This is a genomic window from Haloferula helveola, from assembly GCF_037076345.1.
Taxonomy (GTDB): domain Bacteria; phylum Verrucomicrobiota; class Verrucomicrobiia; order Verrucomicrobiales; family Akkermansiaceae; genus Haloferula; species Haloferula helveola.
The window spans coordinates 3,439,676-3,454,090 of sequence record NZ_AP024702.1; the positions used below are offsets into that span (position 1 = coordinate 3,439,676).

The 14,415-nt window shown below is 60.3% G+C and carries 17 protein-coding genes; 2 read left to right on the forward strand and 15 right to left on the reverse strand.

Going from position 1 to position 14,415, the window contains the following annotated elements:
- Positions 1–3: 3 nt before the first annotated feature.
- Positions 4–2,064, reverse strand: a complete 2,061-nt coding sequence (locus tag HAHE_RS12890; RefSeq protein WP_338684999.1) for a vanadium-dependent haloperoxidase — start codon at positions 2,062–2,064, stop codon at positions 4–6.
- Between the two features lie 67 nt (positions 2,065–2,131).
- On the opposite strand from HAHE_RS12890, the gene HAHE_RS12895 reads away from it, so the two are divergent.
- On the forward strand, positions 2,132–2,929 hold the full coding sequence (locus HAHE_RS12895; RefSeq protein WP_338685000.1) for a hypothetical protein: 798 nt from the start codon (positions 2,132–2,134) through the stop codon (positions 2,927–2,929).
- A 36-nt stretch (positions 2,930–2,965) separates the two neighbouring features.
- Here HAHE_RS12895 and HAHE_RS12900 read toward each other — a convergent pair whose 3' ends face one another.
- The 3 genes from HAHE_RS12900 to HAHE_RS12910 form a co-directional block, all read right to left on the reverse strand.
- Positions 2,966–3,730, reverse strand: coding sequence for a BPL-N domain-containing protein (locus HAHE_RS12900; protein ID WP_338685001.1), 765 nt, complete (start codon positions 3,728–3,730; stop codon positions 2,966–2,968).
- Positions 3,731–3,805: 75 nt separating this feature from the next.
- A complete protein-coding gene (locus HAHE_RS12905) occupies positions 3,806–4,336 on the reverse strand; it encodes an N-acetyltransferase (protein WP_338685002.1) in 531 nt (176 codons plus the stop codon).
- A 102-nt stretch (positions 4,337–4,438) separates the two neighbouring features.
- The gene (locus tag HAHE_RS12910) at positions 4,439–5,104 is read right to left on the reverse strand and encodes a hypothetical protein (RefSeq protein ID WP_338685003.1); all 666 of its coding nucleotides are present in this window, start codon (positions 5,102–5,104) and stop codon (positions 4,439–4,441) included.
- 140 nt (positions 5,105–5,244) lie between these two features.
- On the opposite strand from HAHE_RS12910, the gene HAHE_RS12915 reads away from it, so the two are divergent.
- The gene (locus tag HAHE_RS12915; protein ID WP_338684835.1) at positions 5,245–6,312 is read left to right on the forward strand and encodes an IS110 family transposase; all 1,068 of its coding nucleotides are present in this window, start codon (positions 5,245–5,247) and stop codon (positions 6,310–6,312) included.
- Between the two features lie 511 nt (positions 6,313–6,823).
- Here the strand turns inward: HAHE_RS12915 and HAHE_RS12920 are convergent.
- From HAHE_RS12920 to HAHE_RS12970, 11 genes are all read right to left on the reverse strand, one after another.
- Complete coding sequence (locus HAHE_RS12920) at positions 6,824–7,105, reverse strand: hypothetical protein (protein WP_338685004.1); 282 nt, start codon at positions 7,103–7,105, stop codon at positions 6,824–6,826.
- Between the two features lie 787 nt (positions 7,106–7,892).
- Positions 7,893–8,234 carry a hypothetical protein gene (locus tag HAHE_RS12925; protein ID WP_338684816.1) on the reverse strand — a complete coding sequence of 114 codons (342 nt, stop codon included), beginning with the start codon at positions 8,232–8,234 and terminating at the stop codon, positions 7,893–7,895.
- Positions 8,235–8,361: 127 nt separating this feature from the next.
- Positions 8,362–8,922: a DUF6714 family protein gene (locus HAHE_RS12930; protein ID WP_338685005.1), complete on the reverse strand. Its 561-nt coding sequence runs from the start codon at positions 8,920–8,922 to the stop codon at positions 8,362–8,364.
- Between the two features lie 827 nt (positions 8,923–9,749).
- On the reverse strand, positions 9,750–10,358 hold the full coding sequence (locus HAHE_RS12935; RefSeq protein WP_338685006.1) for a hypothetical protein: 609 nt from the start codon (positions 10,356–10,358) through the stop codon (positions 9,750–9,752).
- A 129-nt stretch (positions 10,359–10,487) separates the two neighbouring features.
- On the reverse strand, positions 10,488–10,901 hold the full coding sequence (locus HAHE_RS12940; RefSeq protein WP_338685007.1) for a hypothetical protein: 414 nt from the start codon (positions 10,899–10,901) through the stop codon (positions 10,488–10,490).
- Positions 10,902–11,049: 148 nt separating this feature from the next.
- Entirely contained in the window at positions 11,050–11,601 is a 552-nt protein-coding gene (locus tag HAHE_RS12945; protein ID WP_338685008.1) for a hypothetical protein, read from the reverse strand.
- 152 nt (positions 11,602–11,753) lie between these two features.
- The gene (locus tag HAHE_RS12950) at positions 11,754–12,107 is read right to left on the reverse strand and encodes a hypothetical protein (protein WP_338685010.1); all 354 of its coding nucleotides are present in this window, start codon (positions 12,105–12,107) and stop codon (positions 11,754–11,756) included.
- Positions 12,108–12,196: 89 nt separating this feature from the next.
- A complete protein-coding gene (locus HAHE_RS12955) occupies positions 12,197–12,787 on the reverse strand; it encodes a hypothetical protein (RefSeq protein WP_338685012.1) in 591 nt (196 codons plus the stop codon).
- An 18-nt stretch (positions 12,788–12,805) separates the two neighbouring features.
- Complete coding sequence (locus HAHE_RS12960; protein ID WP_338685013.1) at positions 12,806–12,949, reverse strand: hypothetical protein; 144 nt, start codon at positions 12,947–12,949, stop codon at positions 12,806–12,808.
- A complete protein-coding gene (locus tag HAHE_RS12965; protein ID WP_338685014.1) occupies positions 12,946–13,245 on the reverse strand; it encodes a hypothetical protein in 300 nt (99 codons plus the stop codon). The genes HAHE_RS12960 and HAHE_RS12965 overlap by 4 nt, the downstream gene beginning before the upstream one ends.
- A 155-nt stretch (positions 13,246–13,400) precedes the next feature.
- Positions 13,401–13,535, reverse strand: coding sequence for a hypothetical protein (locus HAHE_RS12970; protein WP_338685015.1), 135 nt, complete (start codon positions 13,533–13,535; stop codon positions 13,401–13,403).
- Between the last annotated feature and the right edge of the window lie 880 nt (positions 13,536–14,415).

Genomic DNA, 14,415 nt, shown 5'->3' on the forward strand with positions numbered 1-14,415 from the left:
GGATCAGGGGGCGGCGGTCTGGATGATCCGGTAGAACGCGCTCGACCCCGTCGCCGACCCGTCATCCCAAATCATCTCCGGATCGGTGGCCTGAACCGGACCCTCGACCGTCTGCCAGGTGGAGAAGTCGCTGGTCTTCTCGACTCGGTACCAAAGCCCGGGAGCAGCCTGCCAGCGGATCCGGGCGACGCTTGGAGAGAGCCGCGCGATGTCGGGGACCATCGCTTCATCGGTAATACTGCCATCCCAGTACTTCCGGGCGATCTCCCACGCGCTCTTGCCACATTCCGAGCCGATCACGCGCGCGGGCAGGTCATCGACCGGCGGGTGGATGCCGCCCCATCGCCTGGAAATCCCGGCTTCGTCGGCCGCATCGAAGTAGGTCGCCCACTGGAGTTCCACGGTGGCCGACGGTCCATACTCGAACTCGAGGAATGATCCCGCCCCTGCAGTGAATCCTCCGAGTCCGCCGGGGAAGTAGTCGCTGCCGGTCAGGGCGGCGAGAACCTCGGCGGCCGCCCGGCTGAAGGTGCTGTGGCCCGAGACGTATCCCGGAAAAGCGGGGGACACGAAAGTTCGGTCCTGAAAGGGGAACCAATCGATCCCCCGGATCCAGCGGGGAAGGCTCCGCTGGACGGTCGGGTCCACCGGCCTGCCCGGCCAGGTGAACACCACCACCTCGCCCACGGAGAAGCCGCTGCCCTCGTGGTTGCCACCCGGCGCCAGCGAGTCGCTGGTGACCACCTCGACCAAGTCGGAAACGAGCGGCATTCCCTCGGGATGGTAGCCCGGCAGAACCGGGTCCGACGACTGGCCCTGCAGCGACATGAACCGGATCATCGAGATCGGGCGAGGCGAGTCGTAGTAGCGCTTCAGCGACCATGCGGCACAGGCGGCGTCGTGGGTCGATGCGGCGAGCGCGAAGTAGAGTTTCACGTCCCACTCGAGGTCGCTGACGATCGCCCCGGCGCCACCGATACGTTTTTCGGTCAGAACCTCGGTCACTTCGTTTGCGATCGAGTGCCAGTGCCCCGGAGGCGTTTCGGAGTCAGGACCGTCGGCCCAGAATTCCGCCAGCACCCTGCCGTAGTCGCCCCGCGGCACCATGACCGGATCGTAGGGCAGACCGGTGGCAGGATTGACGGGGTGACCGGTGCCGTCATCGGTGCCGAGCGGATGGTTGCCGATCGCCGAGGGCGAGATGTCGATCAACTCCATGTCGCCGAGCTGGCGGCTCTTCATCAGCAAATCCAACGCTTCGCTTCGGTACTCCGCCGCCTGCCCGCCCCGGAGCTTCGGCGGTGGGCCGGGATCGAACCACGGTTCGGCCGTGTCGTCGCGGCGCAGTGCGAACGGCCGGGCTTGCAGCCAGGTGACGCCAACGAACGGCTGAAGGAAAATCGGACCGATCCCGTTCTGGGTGAAGCCCTCGTCGAAAGTCAGCGGATGCCAGCGGTCCGGATCCGCGCCCGCCGGATAGCCACCGAGCGGCACGCCGTTTTCGATCACCCGGAACTCCGGTTGGTCGTTGGTGTAGCTCGCGTCGGTGTAGCCCCCGGCCTCGTTGGAGCCGTCGTCGAGCCCCCAAGCAATGATCGAGGCCGCGATGCGGTTTCCCAGCGCCGCGGGGGACGGACCTGCGGTTCCCGTGACCGCGGTGTCGTAACCCAGCGCCGCCATTTTGGCATCGAACGAGGCCTGCGTCACCGGCGCGCTGGCGGAGCTGGCGTAGCGGTGGCTCAGGACGCGGTAGGCGGCGTAGCTCAGCGCTTCGCGGCGGGCGCTCTCGATGTCGGCCGCCGTCGCCGACTCGTGGTGCAGGTAGCCGACCGCCCCACCGGTGTCGTAGGCCGCCCAAGCGTCATACATCGCCACCGCGACATGGAACAGGTTGCGCGCGTGAACCGGCGGATTCGGGACATCGACCCGAATCGCCGCCAGGTTTTCCTCGTTCCACTGCCGCGCCACCGAGGGGTCGGCCATGGCCGGTCCGGCAGTGACCAGGCAGGCGAGAATCCCTCCCCATCGCGGTCGCTTACCGGGTGCCCGGCGACGGGCTGGCATTTTCTTTCGATTCACTCGTCCAGATTCCGTCCGTCTCCGTATCACCCATTAGTAACGCCTCCGCCAAATGAATCAGATGCTCCGATTTGCCGTTTTTCTCGCTTTTCCCGCAGCGTCCACGGCCGAAATCGTGATCAGCGAGATCGATGTTCTGGGAGACAAGGTCGAGCTTGTGAATGTCGGAGCCGCCAACTTTGACCTGACCGGCTACTACCTGTGCAACCGCAAGAACGGGAGCCCGTTTTATCAACAGATCAGCACCGGCCAGATCGATGCCGCGAACTCGGATACCGCGACCCTGACGGTGGGTCCGGGGCAGGTCCTGACGCTCCAGTTGACGGCCGGCTTCATCCCCGACGGACTCGGCGAGTTTGGGCTCTACTCGGTCGCAAGCTATGGCAGTTCGACCGCGATGACCGACTACATCGCCTGGGGCGCCGATGGGGCCCGCGACAACGTCGCCGCCGCCAAGGGAATCTGGGGCGACACCACCTTTGTCGCGGTGACCGGGATGACGGTCGGACAGACGATCCAGTTGAAGCCAGGCATGCCGGGTGACGCGCAAAGCGAATACGAAATCGCCGCTTCAACCATCGGAGCCGTCCAGGTCGCGGCTCCCGTCGAGCTCTCGGTGACTTCCGTCTCCCGCGTCGGCAATTCGCTCTCCGTCGCTTTTTCAGGACCTCCGGGAGTGGCGGCGCCGATGTGGTCGGTGGAGGGTGGAGCTACGCTTGACGCTTTCCCCGACGATAAGACCTCCGACTCGGTGATCACTGAAACGCCAGCGAGTTCGGGCAACTACGAGGCAATGATCGATGTCTCGACGGAAGGCCCCGTCTACTTCGTGCGGATCGTGTCGCCTTAGCGCTGGGGTCTCCCGCGACACCGCTCGCAAGCCGCGTCAGTCATCTTGTCCGGCTGTCCAGCGGACCGCCAGCGGGATCAGATGGTCCAAGCCTTCCGTCAGCTCCGGATGGGGGCTGAAGCAGAAAACGCGGCCTCGCTCGAAATTGCAGCGGACCGCCGCCGATGTCCCCGCCATGACTCCTTCCGGAGCACCGTTCTTCGCGATCTCCGACGAGAATACCGCCAGCGACTCGTAGTTCGGAACTTCCGGGTCGTCCCACTCGCGACGTGAGAGCAGCGGGCCTTGCGCGTAGAAGATCTTCAGCACATCGCCATCGTTTTCGAAGAACGACGCGCCTTCCGGAGACAAACGGAGCGTGACCTCGCCTTTCCCCCGCGCCCAATGCCGGCGGTCGACCACCTTCGCATCGATGAGGTGCAGCGACCAATCGTAGTCATTGGTTGCCAGATACGCTCCGGCACAGATGCCGAGGAACCCGCCACCCTCGCGGACAAACGCCCGGACCGACTCACGCCCGGACTTGCCCAGGGACTTCGCCTGCTTTCCGCCGCTTCCCCCGGGGTGGATCAGCACATCGACCTCTCCCAGCTTGCCCTCCCGGATCTCCTTCGCAGTGATCCGGGAGACTTGAAACCCGCCATCCTTGGCGTTTCGCATGGTGGCGACCACTTTTGCCGAACTCTGTCCCACGCCTTCTCCCTGCAGCACTGCGACCCGGATCGCCGGTGCGTCGGCACCAAACCCGGAGCAGGCGATGAACAGCAGGGCCGCGCTGATGGTGACACAGGAGCGCATCATCCGTTTACAGCTCCTGAGCCCCGCGCCTTTCTCAAGCAATGCCAGGAGAATGGAATCTGGATCCGCGATGTCGGATCACCAGAGAGCCGGCTCGTTCAGGGGAGCGGCGCATTCGATCCTGAGGGCACTCGCGGGCGGCGTCCAATCTCCCAGCGGCCTCGCCTGCCAGCCAAAGGGGTAGGTGAGGGGATATGGAGGAATGTAGGACTCGGCGGAGCTGGTATCGAAACCGAACCTCCCGTAGTAACCGGGGTCTCCATACACCAACAGGATGTCGGGTCCGGCTTCTGACAATCGATCGATACCCCGGCGGATTAGCTCGGATCCGATCCCGCGCTTCTGGTGGGAGGGCCTGACGGCAAGCGGCGCCAGAATGAAACCGATGCGCTCCGCGCTCCCCTTGACCGTTACCGGACTGAACGCGATGTGGCCGACCGCGATACCGTCGGCTTCCGCAATCCACGAGAGAGCCGGCGCGGCGGTGTCTTGTGTGAGGAGGTCGACCGCAAGTTGTGAAATAGACTCCCGCTCGCCCGCATCGAGAGCGGACAAGTAGATATCACGCACGGACTCCATGTCCTGCCTCGTAGCCGTTCGGATCAGCATCTTTCTTGCAGGGGTGTCGCAGGTTGAAGGTGCTCGCGCCCAGAGGCGCGGTCCCGCAGATGATCGGGAAAATCGCGGGTGCTGCGAGGGTGATGGTTCGGTTCAGTCCGACAGTTCGAACGGGTCCACATCGTCGTTTTCGTCCGGTGGTTCGTCGGCTCGGGAGATCTTCTTCAGCAACTCGCCCTCGGGTTCGAAAACTCCCGTTTCGTATTCAAAGGCCATCCATTTCCCACTGTTCCGGCTCTTTCCATACCAAATCCTCCGGGGGTTCTCCGGATCTCCGGACTCAAGAAAATCTTCCCAGTAGATTCGGGACCCGTCCCGCGGATCACGGGTCTCTTCGGTCGGATACTTCTGTGGATAAGGATTGTCTCTCTCCAACTCCCTCAACTCCTTCAGGAACGCGGCCATGACGTCTGTCTGCTCTTCGAGGATGAACAACGGGTTGTTCCGGATCCATCGCGAGCTCCACTCGTGTCCCATCTCGCGGCCCAGATAGTAGTCGCCAGCCGCCTGGCTCGAATACCAGATCTGCATGATCATGTGCTTCCGGGTGATCGGATCCATCGACTCGAGCTTTTCCCAACTCATGCCGTTGTGGCTCTCGAACTGCTCGCGGAGCACTTGGTGCCGGTCCTTGAGTGATTCCAGCCCGGATTCCAGTTCCCGGATTTCTTCGTTCCTCGAATACCTCCCGAGGAAGTAGGCACCGACCGAAATGGTTGTGAGGAGCAGGGCGGAGAGGGTGACTGAGCGGAGGTTCATCGTTGCGCTGGCATTCAAGTGTTAGAGCGTACGTGCGACTCCGGATTCGGTCTTCACGTAGCCGCGAACACGTTGTTCAACAAGATTAGATGAGAAGGCAGCAGGGCGCGGAAGCGCCAGAAGGGTAAGCTCTTGCTGCCATGAATACCACATCATCGACCACCATCATCGGAATCGACCTCGGAGACCGGAAGCACTCGATCTGCGCGCTCGACGCCTCAGCCACGATCCTCGACGAGCGCACGATCACCAACCATCGCGAGTCACTGCGCAGGCTCTCCGAAAAACACCCCGGTGCCACCATCGCCATGGAGGTCGGAACCCACAGTCCGTGGACGAGCCGCTTCCTCGCCTCGCGTGGTCACGAGGTCATCGTCGCCAACCCGCGCAAGCTTCGCGCCATCTACGCCAACACCCGCAAGTCCGACCGCCACGACGCCCGCATGCTCGCCCGCCTCGCACGCGCCGACCGCGAGCTGCTCCACCCCATCGAGCATGGTAGCGAGCAGGCGCAGCGCGACCTCCTTCAGGTCAAGTTGCGTGACAATCTCGTTGCCCGCCGAGTCGACATCCTCAACTCGGTGCGCATGACCCTCAAGAGTCTCGGCATCCGCGTTCCGAAATCCAGCACACCCGCCGTGGCGAGACGCTGCCGCGAGTTCCTGGCCGGAGAACACGCGGAGATCCTCGCCATGATCGAACCCTCACTGGAGGTCCTTGATTCGCTAAACGCCGGCATCAATCGCCTCGACAAGTCCATCGAGGAGACCTGCGCACGCTATCCCGCCACGGCCCGGCTCATGAAGATTCGTGGAGTCGGCCCCATCACCGCCCTGACCTTCGTCCTCGTCGTCGGTGATCCGGAACGCTTCACCTCCAACCGCAACGTCGCCGCCTACCTCGGACTTGTGCCGCGGCGCGAGCAGTCCGGAGACATCGACAAGCAACTGCGCATCTCCAAAGCCGGCAACGCCTACCTCAGACGCCTGCTCATCGGTTGCGCACAATACTTGCTCGGTCACTTCGGCATCGACTGCGAGCTCAGACGCCACGGGGAGAAACTTGCCGCCATGGGTGGCCCCAGGGCGAAGAAGAAAGCCGTCGTCGCTGTCGCCCGCAAGCTGGCGGTCCTGATGCTCACCCTCTGGCGCGGAGAACTCGACTACGATCCCTTCCACCATTCCGGACAACCCGCCGAAGCGGCCTGACCCGCCGCGCACGGCGACCCTTTTCCCACGATGAAACGACTTCCCAACAGATTCGGGACGACTGCGGCACCGCGGCAGCACCAGGCCGAGAGGCCCCGAGTGCGCTAACAAGATGGCAGCGTCCCACCCCTCTCCATGAGAACAACGAAGCAAGGATCGAATCATGCACCCGGCCCCAAACGGAAGCGGGCCGGACAAATGCGAATGGAAGCCCGGAGCCTTGTTTCATTCCGTGACCGCCGCAGCAGCACTCGCTCGGTAACGACACGGGGCTGCCGCCCCGCACCCCGCCGAGCTGGGGTCAGCTCGACCACACTCGGTTCCCCCCCAAACCCCCATCCGGGGGCTTCGCCCCTCCCGTCCCCCCGGGGAGCGGGGGGACATCTTCCAATCCTAACACTCCAGAACGAATGTTGAGGCAAACCTCAATTCCCAGTTGACTGCCTTCTCATGGAAGACTGCGGTTAAGCGTCGATCTTCCATGGCTTGCTCGCCTTTCATGATTCCGGTGTCAGTCGTCCGTGGCATTTGTTCCAGGCCTATCTCGCCCCACGAAGGCCTTGATCAGCACGATCACGATGCCAACAACAATCCCCGCCGCGAAGCCTTGCGTCACCCCCTGTCCGATTCCGACTGCAACTGCGTTGAAGTCAGGATCCGATCCCGAGGAGAAGACGGTCCGGTAATAGTCGGGGAGAAACTTCCCAAGGAGAAATCCGACGACGAATCCAAAAGCACCGAACATAAGGCCGCTGCCAAAAACCGCCGTGATCGCATCGCGATAGCTCTTCATTTTCTGGCGAACGTTGAAGGTGAGACGCGCAAGCCGCGCCCGGTAGGAATCAATCAGATCCGGCCGCGTCTGGCGACTCCGATTCAACACGGGCGCTGATCGGCGTCGATCCTCCACCGCCTTGTTCTGCTTTGACTATTCGGCTGCGGACTCCGCCAAGCGGATACGCTCCAAGAGCGCCGTGAAGGTAGCATCGTAGTCACTGCGATCGAAGACGAACGTGGTCGGATCATAGACAGGTTTAAATCCCTCTCCAGCGCCGGAGAAGCCTAGCCCGGACCAGAACACCCTCTTCGGTCCAACGAATATTCGTGTCCAGATCCCGCCGCAGCCCTCCCAACCGCAGTCGCTGCACGCCAAGAGCGGTAGTAGGCCAGCCCAGCGCCCTCGGTATCCGGGATGGTGGCCAGTGCGATAGGCATCCTCACGCCCACGGACAATCCAGGCGGAAACACCAACAAATGTTCCATCAGGGTTGCTCGCTTGTGGACTCGCCATCAGCTGGGGCTCCAGCCGCCTCATACGCTGCCAAACGGACTCGGAATCGATCTCGAAGTCCACGATGGCGTCTGGCTCACCCTCGCAAATCGGTGACGAGCGCACCACAAATGACAGCTGGTTGCTCATCCATTTCAGCAGAACGTCAAAACTGAGGCGACCCCGGTAACCGCACCGGGAGCGCTGCGAGCAATCAATCAGCACCCAAAGGTGGCGGCAAGCGCGCAACACGGCCGCTGATAGGGGTCGCCCTCCAGTAGCTTGTTCGCTTCGTCTATTGTCCGACACCTCAACGGCCCGCCGTCCAATAGAACGCCCCAGCGGTTGCTGCCGTCCACCAATAGAATGCAATCAACGCGACCACGACAATCGAGGCGATGATTGCAGCACGAAGGCCATCTAGATCGGCCCCCCGCCAAAGTAGAACGCCTAGCCAGATGGGCGGAATCAGGATCGCCCACCAACCCCAGCTCCTGATGAACACTGAAACCGGATTCCAGATGTAATGAGGGGCATCCGGGTAGCCATGAACTTTGAGCATGGCCATGGTGATCAGCGTCCCTCCGCAGATCACCGCAAACTGCAGAAGTAAAGCGACGGTCAAAGGGTTACGAAAGCCGTTCCAGAACATCTCTTCAGCGAACGTTCAAGGTGACTCACGACTGCCCGACGGCGCGACGCATGCCGGGAGCGCAGCGACCAAGCATGCGGCGTGACGGCGGGTGGTCGTTGAGTCCACCGCCTTGTTCGCCTTGATTTTATTGCGGTGGCAATTGGCTCCAAATGTGTTTGATCGCTGCATCAATCTCGGCTCGCTCATGCGTGTAATCTGGATCGTCCCGCATGAACTCAAGGAAATCCCGGACAACGGATCGCTGTTCCGGTGAAAGCAACGAGAACTGCTGCTCATTGTGCGGAGAGATACGACAAAGCGACCCAATCAGTCCAGCGATTCCGTCATCACGCAATTCGGCAAACATCCAGGCCGGAAGATGGAAACGCATGCCCTCGGCATCTGTGAAGCTGATGCTACTCTGGTAGGAGAGCAGAGTTTCGGAGGAAAAGCGATGCCAGTCTATGCGCTCATCTTGGGCATGCAGCTGGGCTAGAACATCGGCGTCTTCGTAATCATCGAGTCCTCGCCCCTCCATGAGTCCTATTCCATCCCCTAGTGTGACCCCTGCAAACGCAGATTCGATCTTCTCTCTTAATCCGTTTACTGCCTCCCAGCGTTCGCTATCCGCGCGTGCTTCAAGAAGGACGGGATCGTAGCCACTCTCTTTCAAGCCTCGGATCTCATCTGGGCTGAGATACTTCATTTTATTGGCGAACGTCATAGCACACCAACCGCCTGACGGCAGCCGCGCGTTGACTGTGGGTTGAGGGTTCTAATCACGGTGAGAATCCGACTCGGAGCGGGTCAGGCGGTTGTGGTGCTGCGGCTTGTTCGCCTTGTTTGGATTACGGTGCGCGGTCGTAGTCACCCGGTAGAAATGGAACAAAATCTCGTTCGATCCGCTCGACGACGGGGTCGTAAAGAGAACGCTTCGAAGATGGGTAGAGAATGTCGAACCTCACCCAGTTGCCCCCTCGGGTGAAGACTTTGCGATAATACTCTCGGCCAGCGTCCGATCCGGAAATGACGAAAAAGGTCGGGCGCTTCAGTGAGTAGTTCACTGAGGATCCTGCATCGCGGCGGGCGTCATTCCAGAGCGAGTCCAAATCGTCGCCGTTCTGGAGGAAATGGGCCTGCGCAGAGACGCTAAAATCGCCATCGCTCGAAGTGAATGTCCTCCCAGCACCATTCGTAGGTTCGGGGCTCGCGTGTAGTGAGGCAGGATACGAGAGTCTGAATCCGAATCGCGGGTTTACATAGGTCGTGTATTGATGGCTTCTGTCGCCACTACTTCCCTCGGTCGGTGCTTCCTCTGATGTCTGCTCGGAGACAGTGCTGCAGCTTGCGAGAACGACACAGGCAGCGATAAGCAGTCGTTGCGGAGGCATTTTGTTTTAGGGCGAACGTCAAAGGCCTGCCACCCGCTACGGGCAGCGCCCCTCCGACTCGTGTTTAAGGGATGTAGCGTTCATTCAGCTTTCGACTCCACGGCGGTAGCGGGTTGGTCAGCGCCGCCTTGTTAGCTCATTGTTACGTTCTCGATTTGGCGATCTCAAGACGCTTGCGAGATGGCGGATTCAGCAGATCTCGATGGGGTTCCAGCTCTTCAATTACGCGTTGGTAATCGCCACTCCGAAAAGCCTCCTGCGATCGAACCTCCGCGCGGCGAAACTGCCGAACTCGCTCAGCAGCCTCTCCTTCCTTTCGTGCTTTCGCGATGGCATCCCGGACTTGGGGGAGGATAGACAAATCTCCGCGGAGCAGATCGTCAGCAACTGCCCGTAGCTCGTTCGCCAGTCTAGGTAGTTGGAGGAGTTGACCTCGCTTGTCGGGAAACTGCCACTCCTGCAAATCCGGGCGTCTGATCGTGGTAATCCACGAAACACAGAAATCATCTTGTGGCGGCTGGCTGAGATCCTCCCTGATCCGAAACATGATCGACGTGCCGCTCCCGTAGCTAATTCCCTCGACGAGAACCTCTACAGGCGATTTGCGATATAGAACCGAATAGGGGTTGATGTAGCGTTCCGGGCGCTCAACAAGTTCAGTGTAACCATATTCAGATTCGAGGAACGCGAACTCTTCACGCATGGCAGCGAGAAGCTGTTCTTTGTTCGCGTATTGGTACTCGACCGCCATTTTCTTGAGCTAACGTTGAAGCGCTGCCGACCCGACCCTCATGGCGGCCAGCGTGATTCATTGGCCAGTTTCTAGCCCCCTAAACGGTCTGCGACAAGGCCGCTGATTAGGGTCGGCAGCCGTGCCTTGTTAGCCTTGGGATTTGCTGCCTTGCCTGAACTCGCACGACTCAGCGGCAACCCAGCCATCCAGCCCGTAGGAGGACGAAATCTCGAACATCTTGCAGCCTGCCGAAGCAATCGCATCCACCATCGCGTCGACGGTATCCCGCCAGAATGACGGCCATCCGCCGATCTTGTGTCCGCTGTCGATCAAGCACTTGTCGCGCTCGATGATCACGCGCGGATCAATCTCGATCACATCAAAGATGATCGCGGGCATTCGAGGATTCCGGAAATGATGGTCGAGCACGCCGCCAAAGATCACTTCGGTCGACTCAAACGGCTCCTCCCCGTAGGCATACTCAGTCCGAAGAATGATCCTCCTCGCCTGGCTATCCACTTCGTATGCGACGAGGTGGTTGTCATGGATCGAGCCCCCCATTCTCTATGGCTAACGTTGAAGGCTAGGCGACCCGGGTAGTCGTGGCGGCCAGCCTTGGTTTCTGGGAGGAAGCTAACCGCCAATTCGCTGCGCAACAAGGCCGCTGATCAGGGTCGACCTACGCCGCCTTGTTCGATTATTGGGTTTCTTATTCGGGTTGGGGCTGGAATTCGTGGTCGAGCAAGGCGAAGGGCCAAAATGGCTTCATGTCTGCCGAAGTAACCGCTCCGGTTCGCCCGCCGAATATGAATCCTGTCTCACCATCAACCCGATGAAGATAGCAGGTATCGCCGAGGCGCTCGAATCGCATCAGAGGCCAGGTCGCGGGATAGCCTTGGAGATCGAGCGCTATTCCGCCATCTGCCCGAACCACCAGCTTCCCCGAGTATGGTAATGATCCGATGCCGGACTCCCTGAGAACTACCGTCCCATCCGACCTAAGAGTGAGCGCCGTGTCCGAGTCCATGTTGGCGAGTTCACCTTGCCGGGATAGAAAGGTCACCGATTCATTGGATTCAAGGAGTTCTCCGAGCGAATCGGCAGGCGCGACATACACAGCATCACCTGAAGCAAACAGGGGACCGAGTGGGTGGTCGTCTCCCCAAGGGGCCTCCTGGGCCTCAGCAGGCTGCTGCAGCCCTTCGCTTTGCTTCTCGCATGCAGTGAATGCCAAGGCACCTATTGCAGCGATGAATCTCATTCTGAATCGAACGTCTCAGTGAAGACGCGCGAGCACAAGGCCGCGCGTCGAGGAGATGGGAGCGATGCGAGCCGCCGGTGGGGCGTTCAACAAGACGGCGGTTGAGCGTCGATCTTCCATGCCTTGTTGGGCCTTTTTGTTCGGGCGCGCGATCAAATCAGGTTTGCAGTCCAAAGTACGATGACGACGAGAACGAGCAAAGCCGGCACTGACAAAAGCAGGGTGGCACGTGCGAGCCGTTCCCGCCGAGCCAAAGCAATGGCCGAAAACAGGATGCAGACGAGGGCCCATACCGGCAAAGCGATCAGCGCATACCCGTAGCCATCAGGCAGGAGCTGAAAGCCAGATTGGTCTGGGAAGCAGGCGATTGTGAACGCCGCGGTAGCAATCCAAGCAAGTGGAGTGGCCAGCACCCAAACACCCCAGAAAGGGCGCCGGGTCCAAGTATTACGTCGTGCTTCACCAGCGCAGCCGGGAATGTCCCATTCTTGCTTCTCACCATCCATCGCCGGTATTCACGCAATTCTAGCCCAACGTCGAAGTGGTGGCACCCGCTACCGGGAGCGCCGGTCCGACTCAGGGTAAAGGGTTCTAGTCACGGCTCAATCTCCGACTCGCTGCGGGGTAGCGGGTTGCCCACCCACGCCTTGTTGTGCCTTGTTGATTCTCCGGTGGCGTAATCGAAGAAGTATGACCGGTGGTTGAAATCCACGGCCTCGATACAGTCGTCATGTAACAAAACCCCTTCGCTGAATATGTCCGCGCCACCCTCAGACCAAAGAACTTCTCCACTACGGCTGAATCTCGCAATATCAAGCTCTCCGTGGGAGATCAGCGCGTCGTGCTCTGGTGCGTAGTATAGCCCGAAGCATGTGGCGTCATCGATCTCAAGCGTCCAATCTGGCTCCTGGTTCCCGAGGGTAAGACAGACGATATGCGCCCCGACCGCAATGTAGACGCGTGATTCGAGTAGAAGCAGCGAATGCTCATGGACTCCAGACGCACCGCCAGAATCTCCGATTACCAATGTAGGCCGATCATCGATGATCAAACCGTGAATAGACGACGGCTGACATCCATCAGTGAGGTCGACCTCCGTATCGTAGCGCCGCGAATTATCGGTGGATCCAAATGAGTAGGTCGGCTCATTGACGAGCTTTACTCGATCTGCGAGATCACGCGTCATATTCTTTGGCACAACGTCTCAGTGAAGACGCGCGAACGCAGGGCCGCGGGTCGAGGAGAAGGACAGGTTGGGAGCCGCCAGCTCGGTTTTCAACAAGGCGGCGGTTAAGCGTCGATCTTCCATGGCTTGTTCGGCGTTTGCGGGTACTGCGGCCTGCTTCATCGGTTCTCCTGGTATGCTTCAGCCAGCGCACCATCCACTGTCTGAGCTGGGAAATCTCGGAACTGGCTGCGAATGATCTCCTCTGCCTTCTCGTATTGCATAGAGCCTGCCCAAACCTTCCGAGCAAGATCTATGGCCTCGCTACGGAGTCGCATTCCGCGCCGTGATGCTTGATGGATGGCATCGAACTCTTCCGATGGGAACGCGGCATCCAGCGACTTGAACGTGGCCAACTCTGCCGCCTTGAGATTCTCTCGGGCAGTTCGATACGCGCTCGACATCAAATCGTCACTCATCGGGTCTGCAATTCTCTGCCGAACGTCAGAGAAATGGCGATCCCGACCCTCATGGCGGGGCTCCGATTCTCGATGGGGTAGGTAACCACCAGAACGGAAACGTAACAAGGCCGCTGTGAGGGGTCGCCATCTTCGGCTTGTTCGCTTTGTTTTTGTTAGGTGCTGAACTGATGGATAAAGATTCTCCACCGTGCGGTGTCGATCAGAACCTGCACTCCGTTCGAGCCGTCGAATGACGAATAAAAGCGGCCCTTGGCTACGGCGTCGACATCCCAGTAACCACGGTTCAAGCGTTCTGCGCGGGCGGGTCGGTTGAGGCTGTGAGCCCGCTGAGGGTCCCACGGTGCCCAATCCTCCATTCTCGTTCGGGTGAGAGCCTCACTGGCTCTCTCGATCGTCGCTCGATCTGCTGTGTAAGCGGTCCATGTGGCGGAATCCGTGAACCCGGTGGTGTATCGCATGATCCTTGTGGCTGAATGCGGCAAACCCCCACGGGCGGCATCATCGAAGGTCGATTCCGAAAGACCTGCGACCTCGTCCAGCGGGCGATTCGGGAGGATCAGCCCGAAGATCACTGCCGCGACCAAACCCAAGACGCTACATACCAGAATCGCTGCCCGAAGTGGTCGGCTCATTTTGATAGCGAACGTAAAAGCTGTGGCGACCCGGTAACCTCGCCAGTGCAGCCACGGACAATCAATCAGGTTCCGATGCTGGCGGCAAGAACGCAACAAAACCGCTGATAGGGGTCGTCCACCAGCGCCTTGTTCGCTTTGTCGTTTGCCCTAGGGAGAGTGCTCAGAGGGATCTGTCCTCGAGACGTGGATCGACGTCCGCCTCCGGGCGCCGAAAGCATACCCGATCAGTGCAAAGCCGAAAGCAGGAATCAGGCTCCCGAGGCCTGCGACCAGTCCCGCAATCGGGATAGACAGGATGATGTCCGAAGTCCTCCGGAAGTCGGCCAATACCAAATAGACACAAACCCAGCCACAAAGCAGCGATGCACCCCATGCTTCCGTGCAAGTCCTCCCGAGACCTCGGCCCGCCAACCCTCCTCGCCATGAGATCCAGATGGAGACCGCGAGGGACGGAAGGAGGATGCTCGCAACGATAGCGGGCAGATCACCAAGTTTCGATGATCGGGCGATGCTCGCAAATATGCCCGTTGGA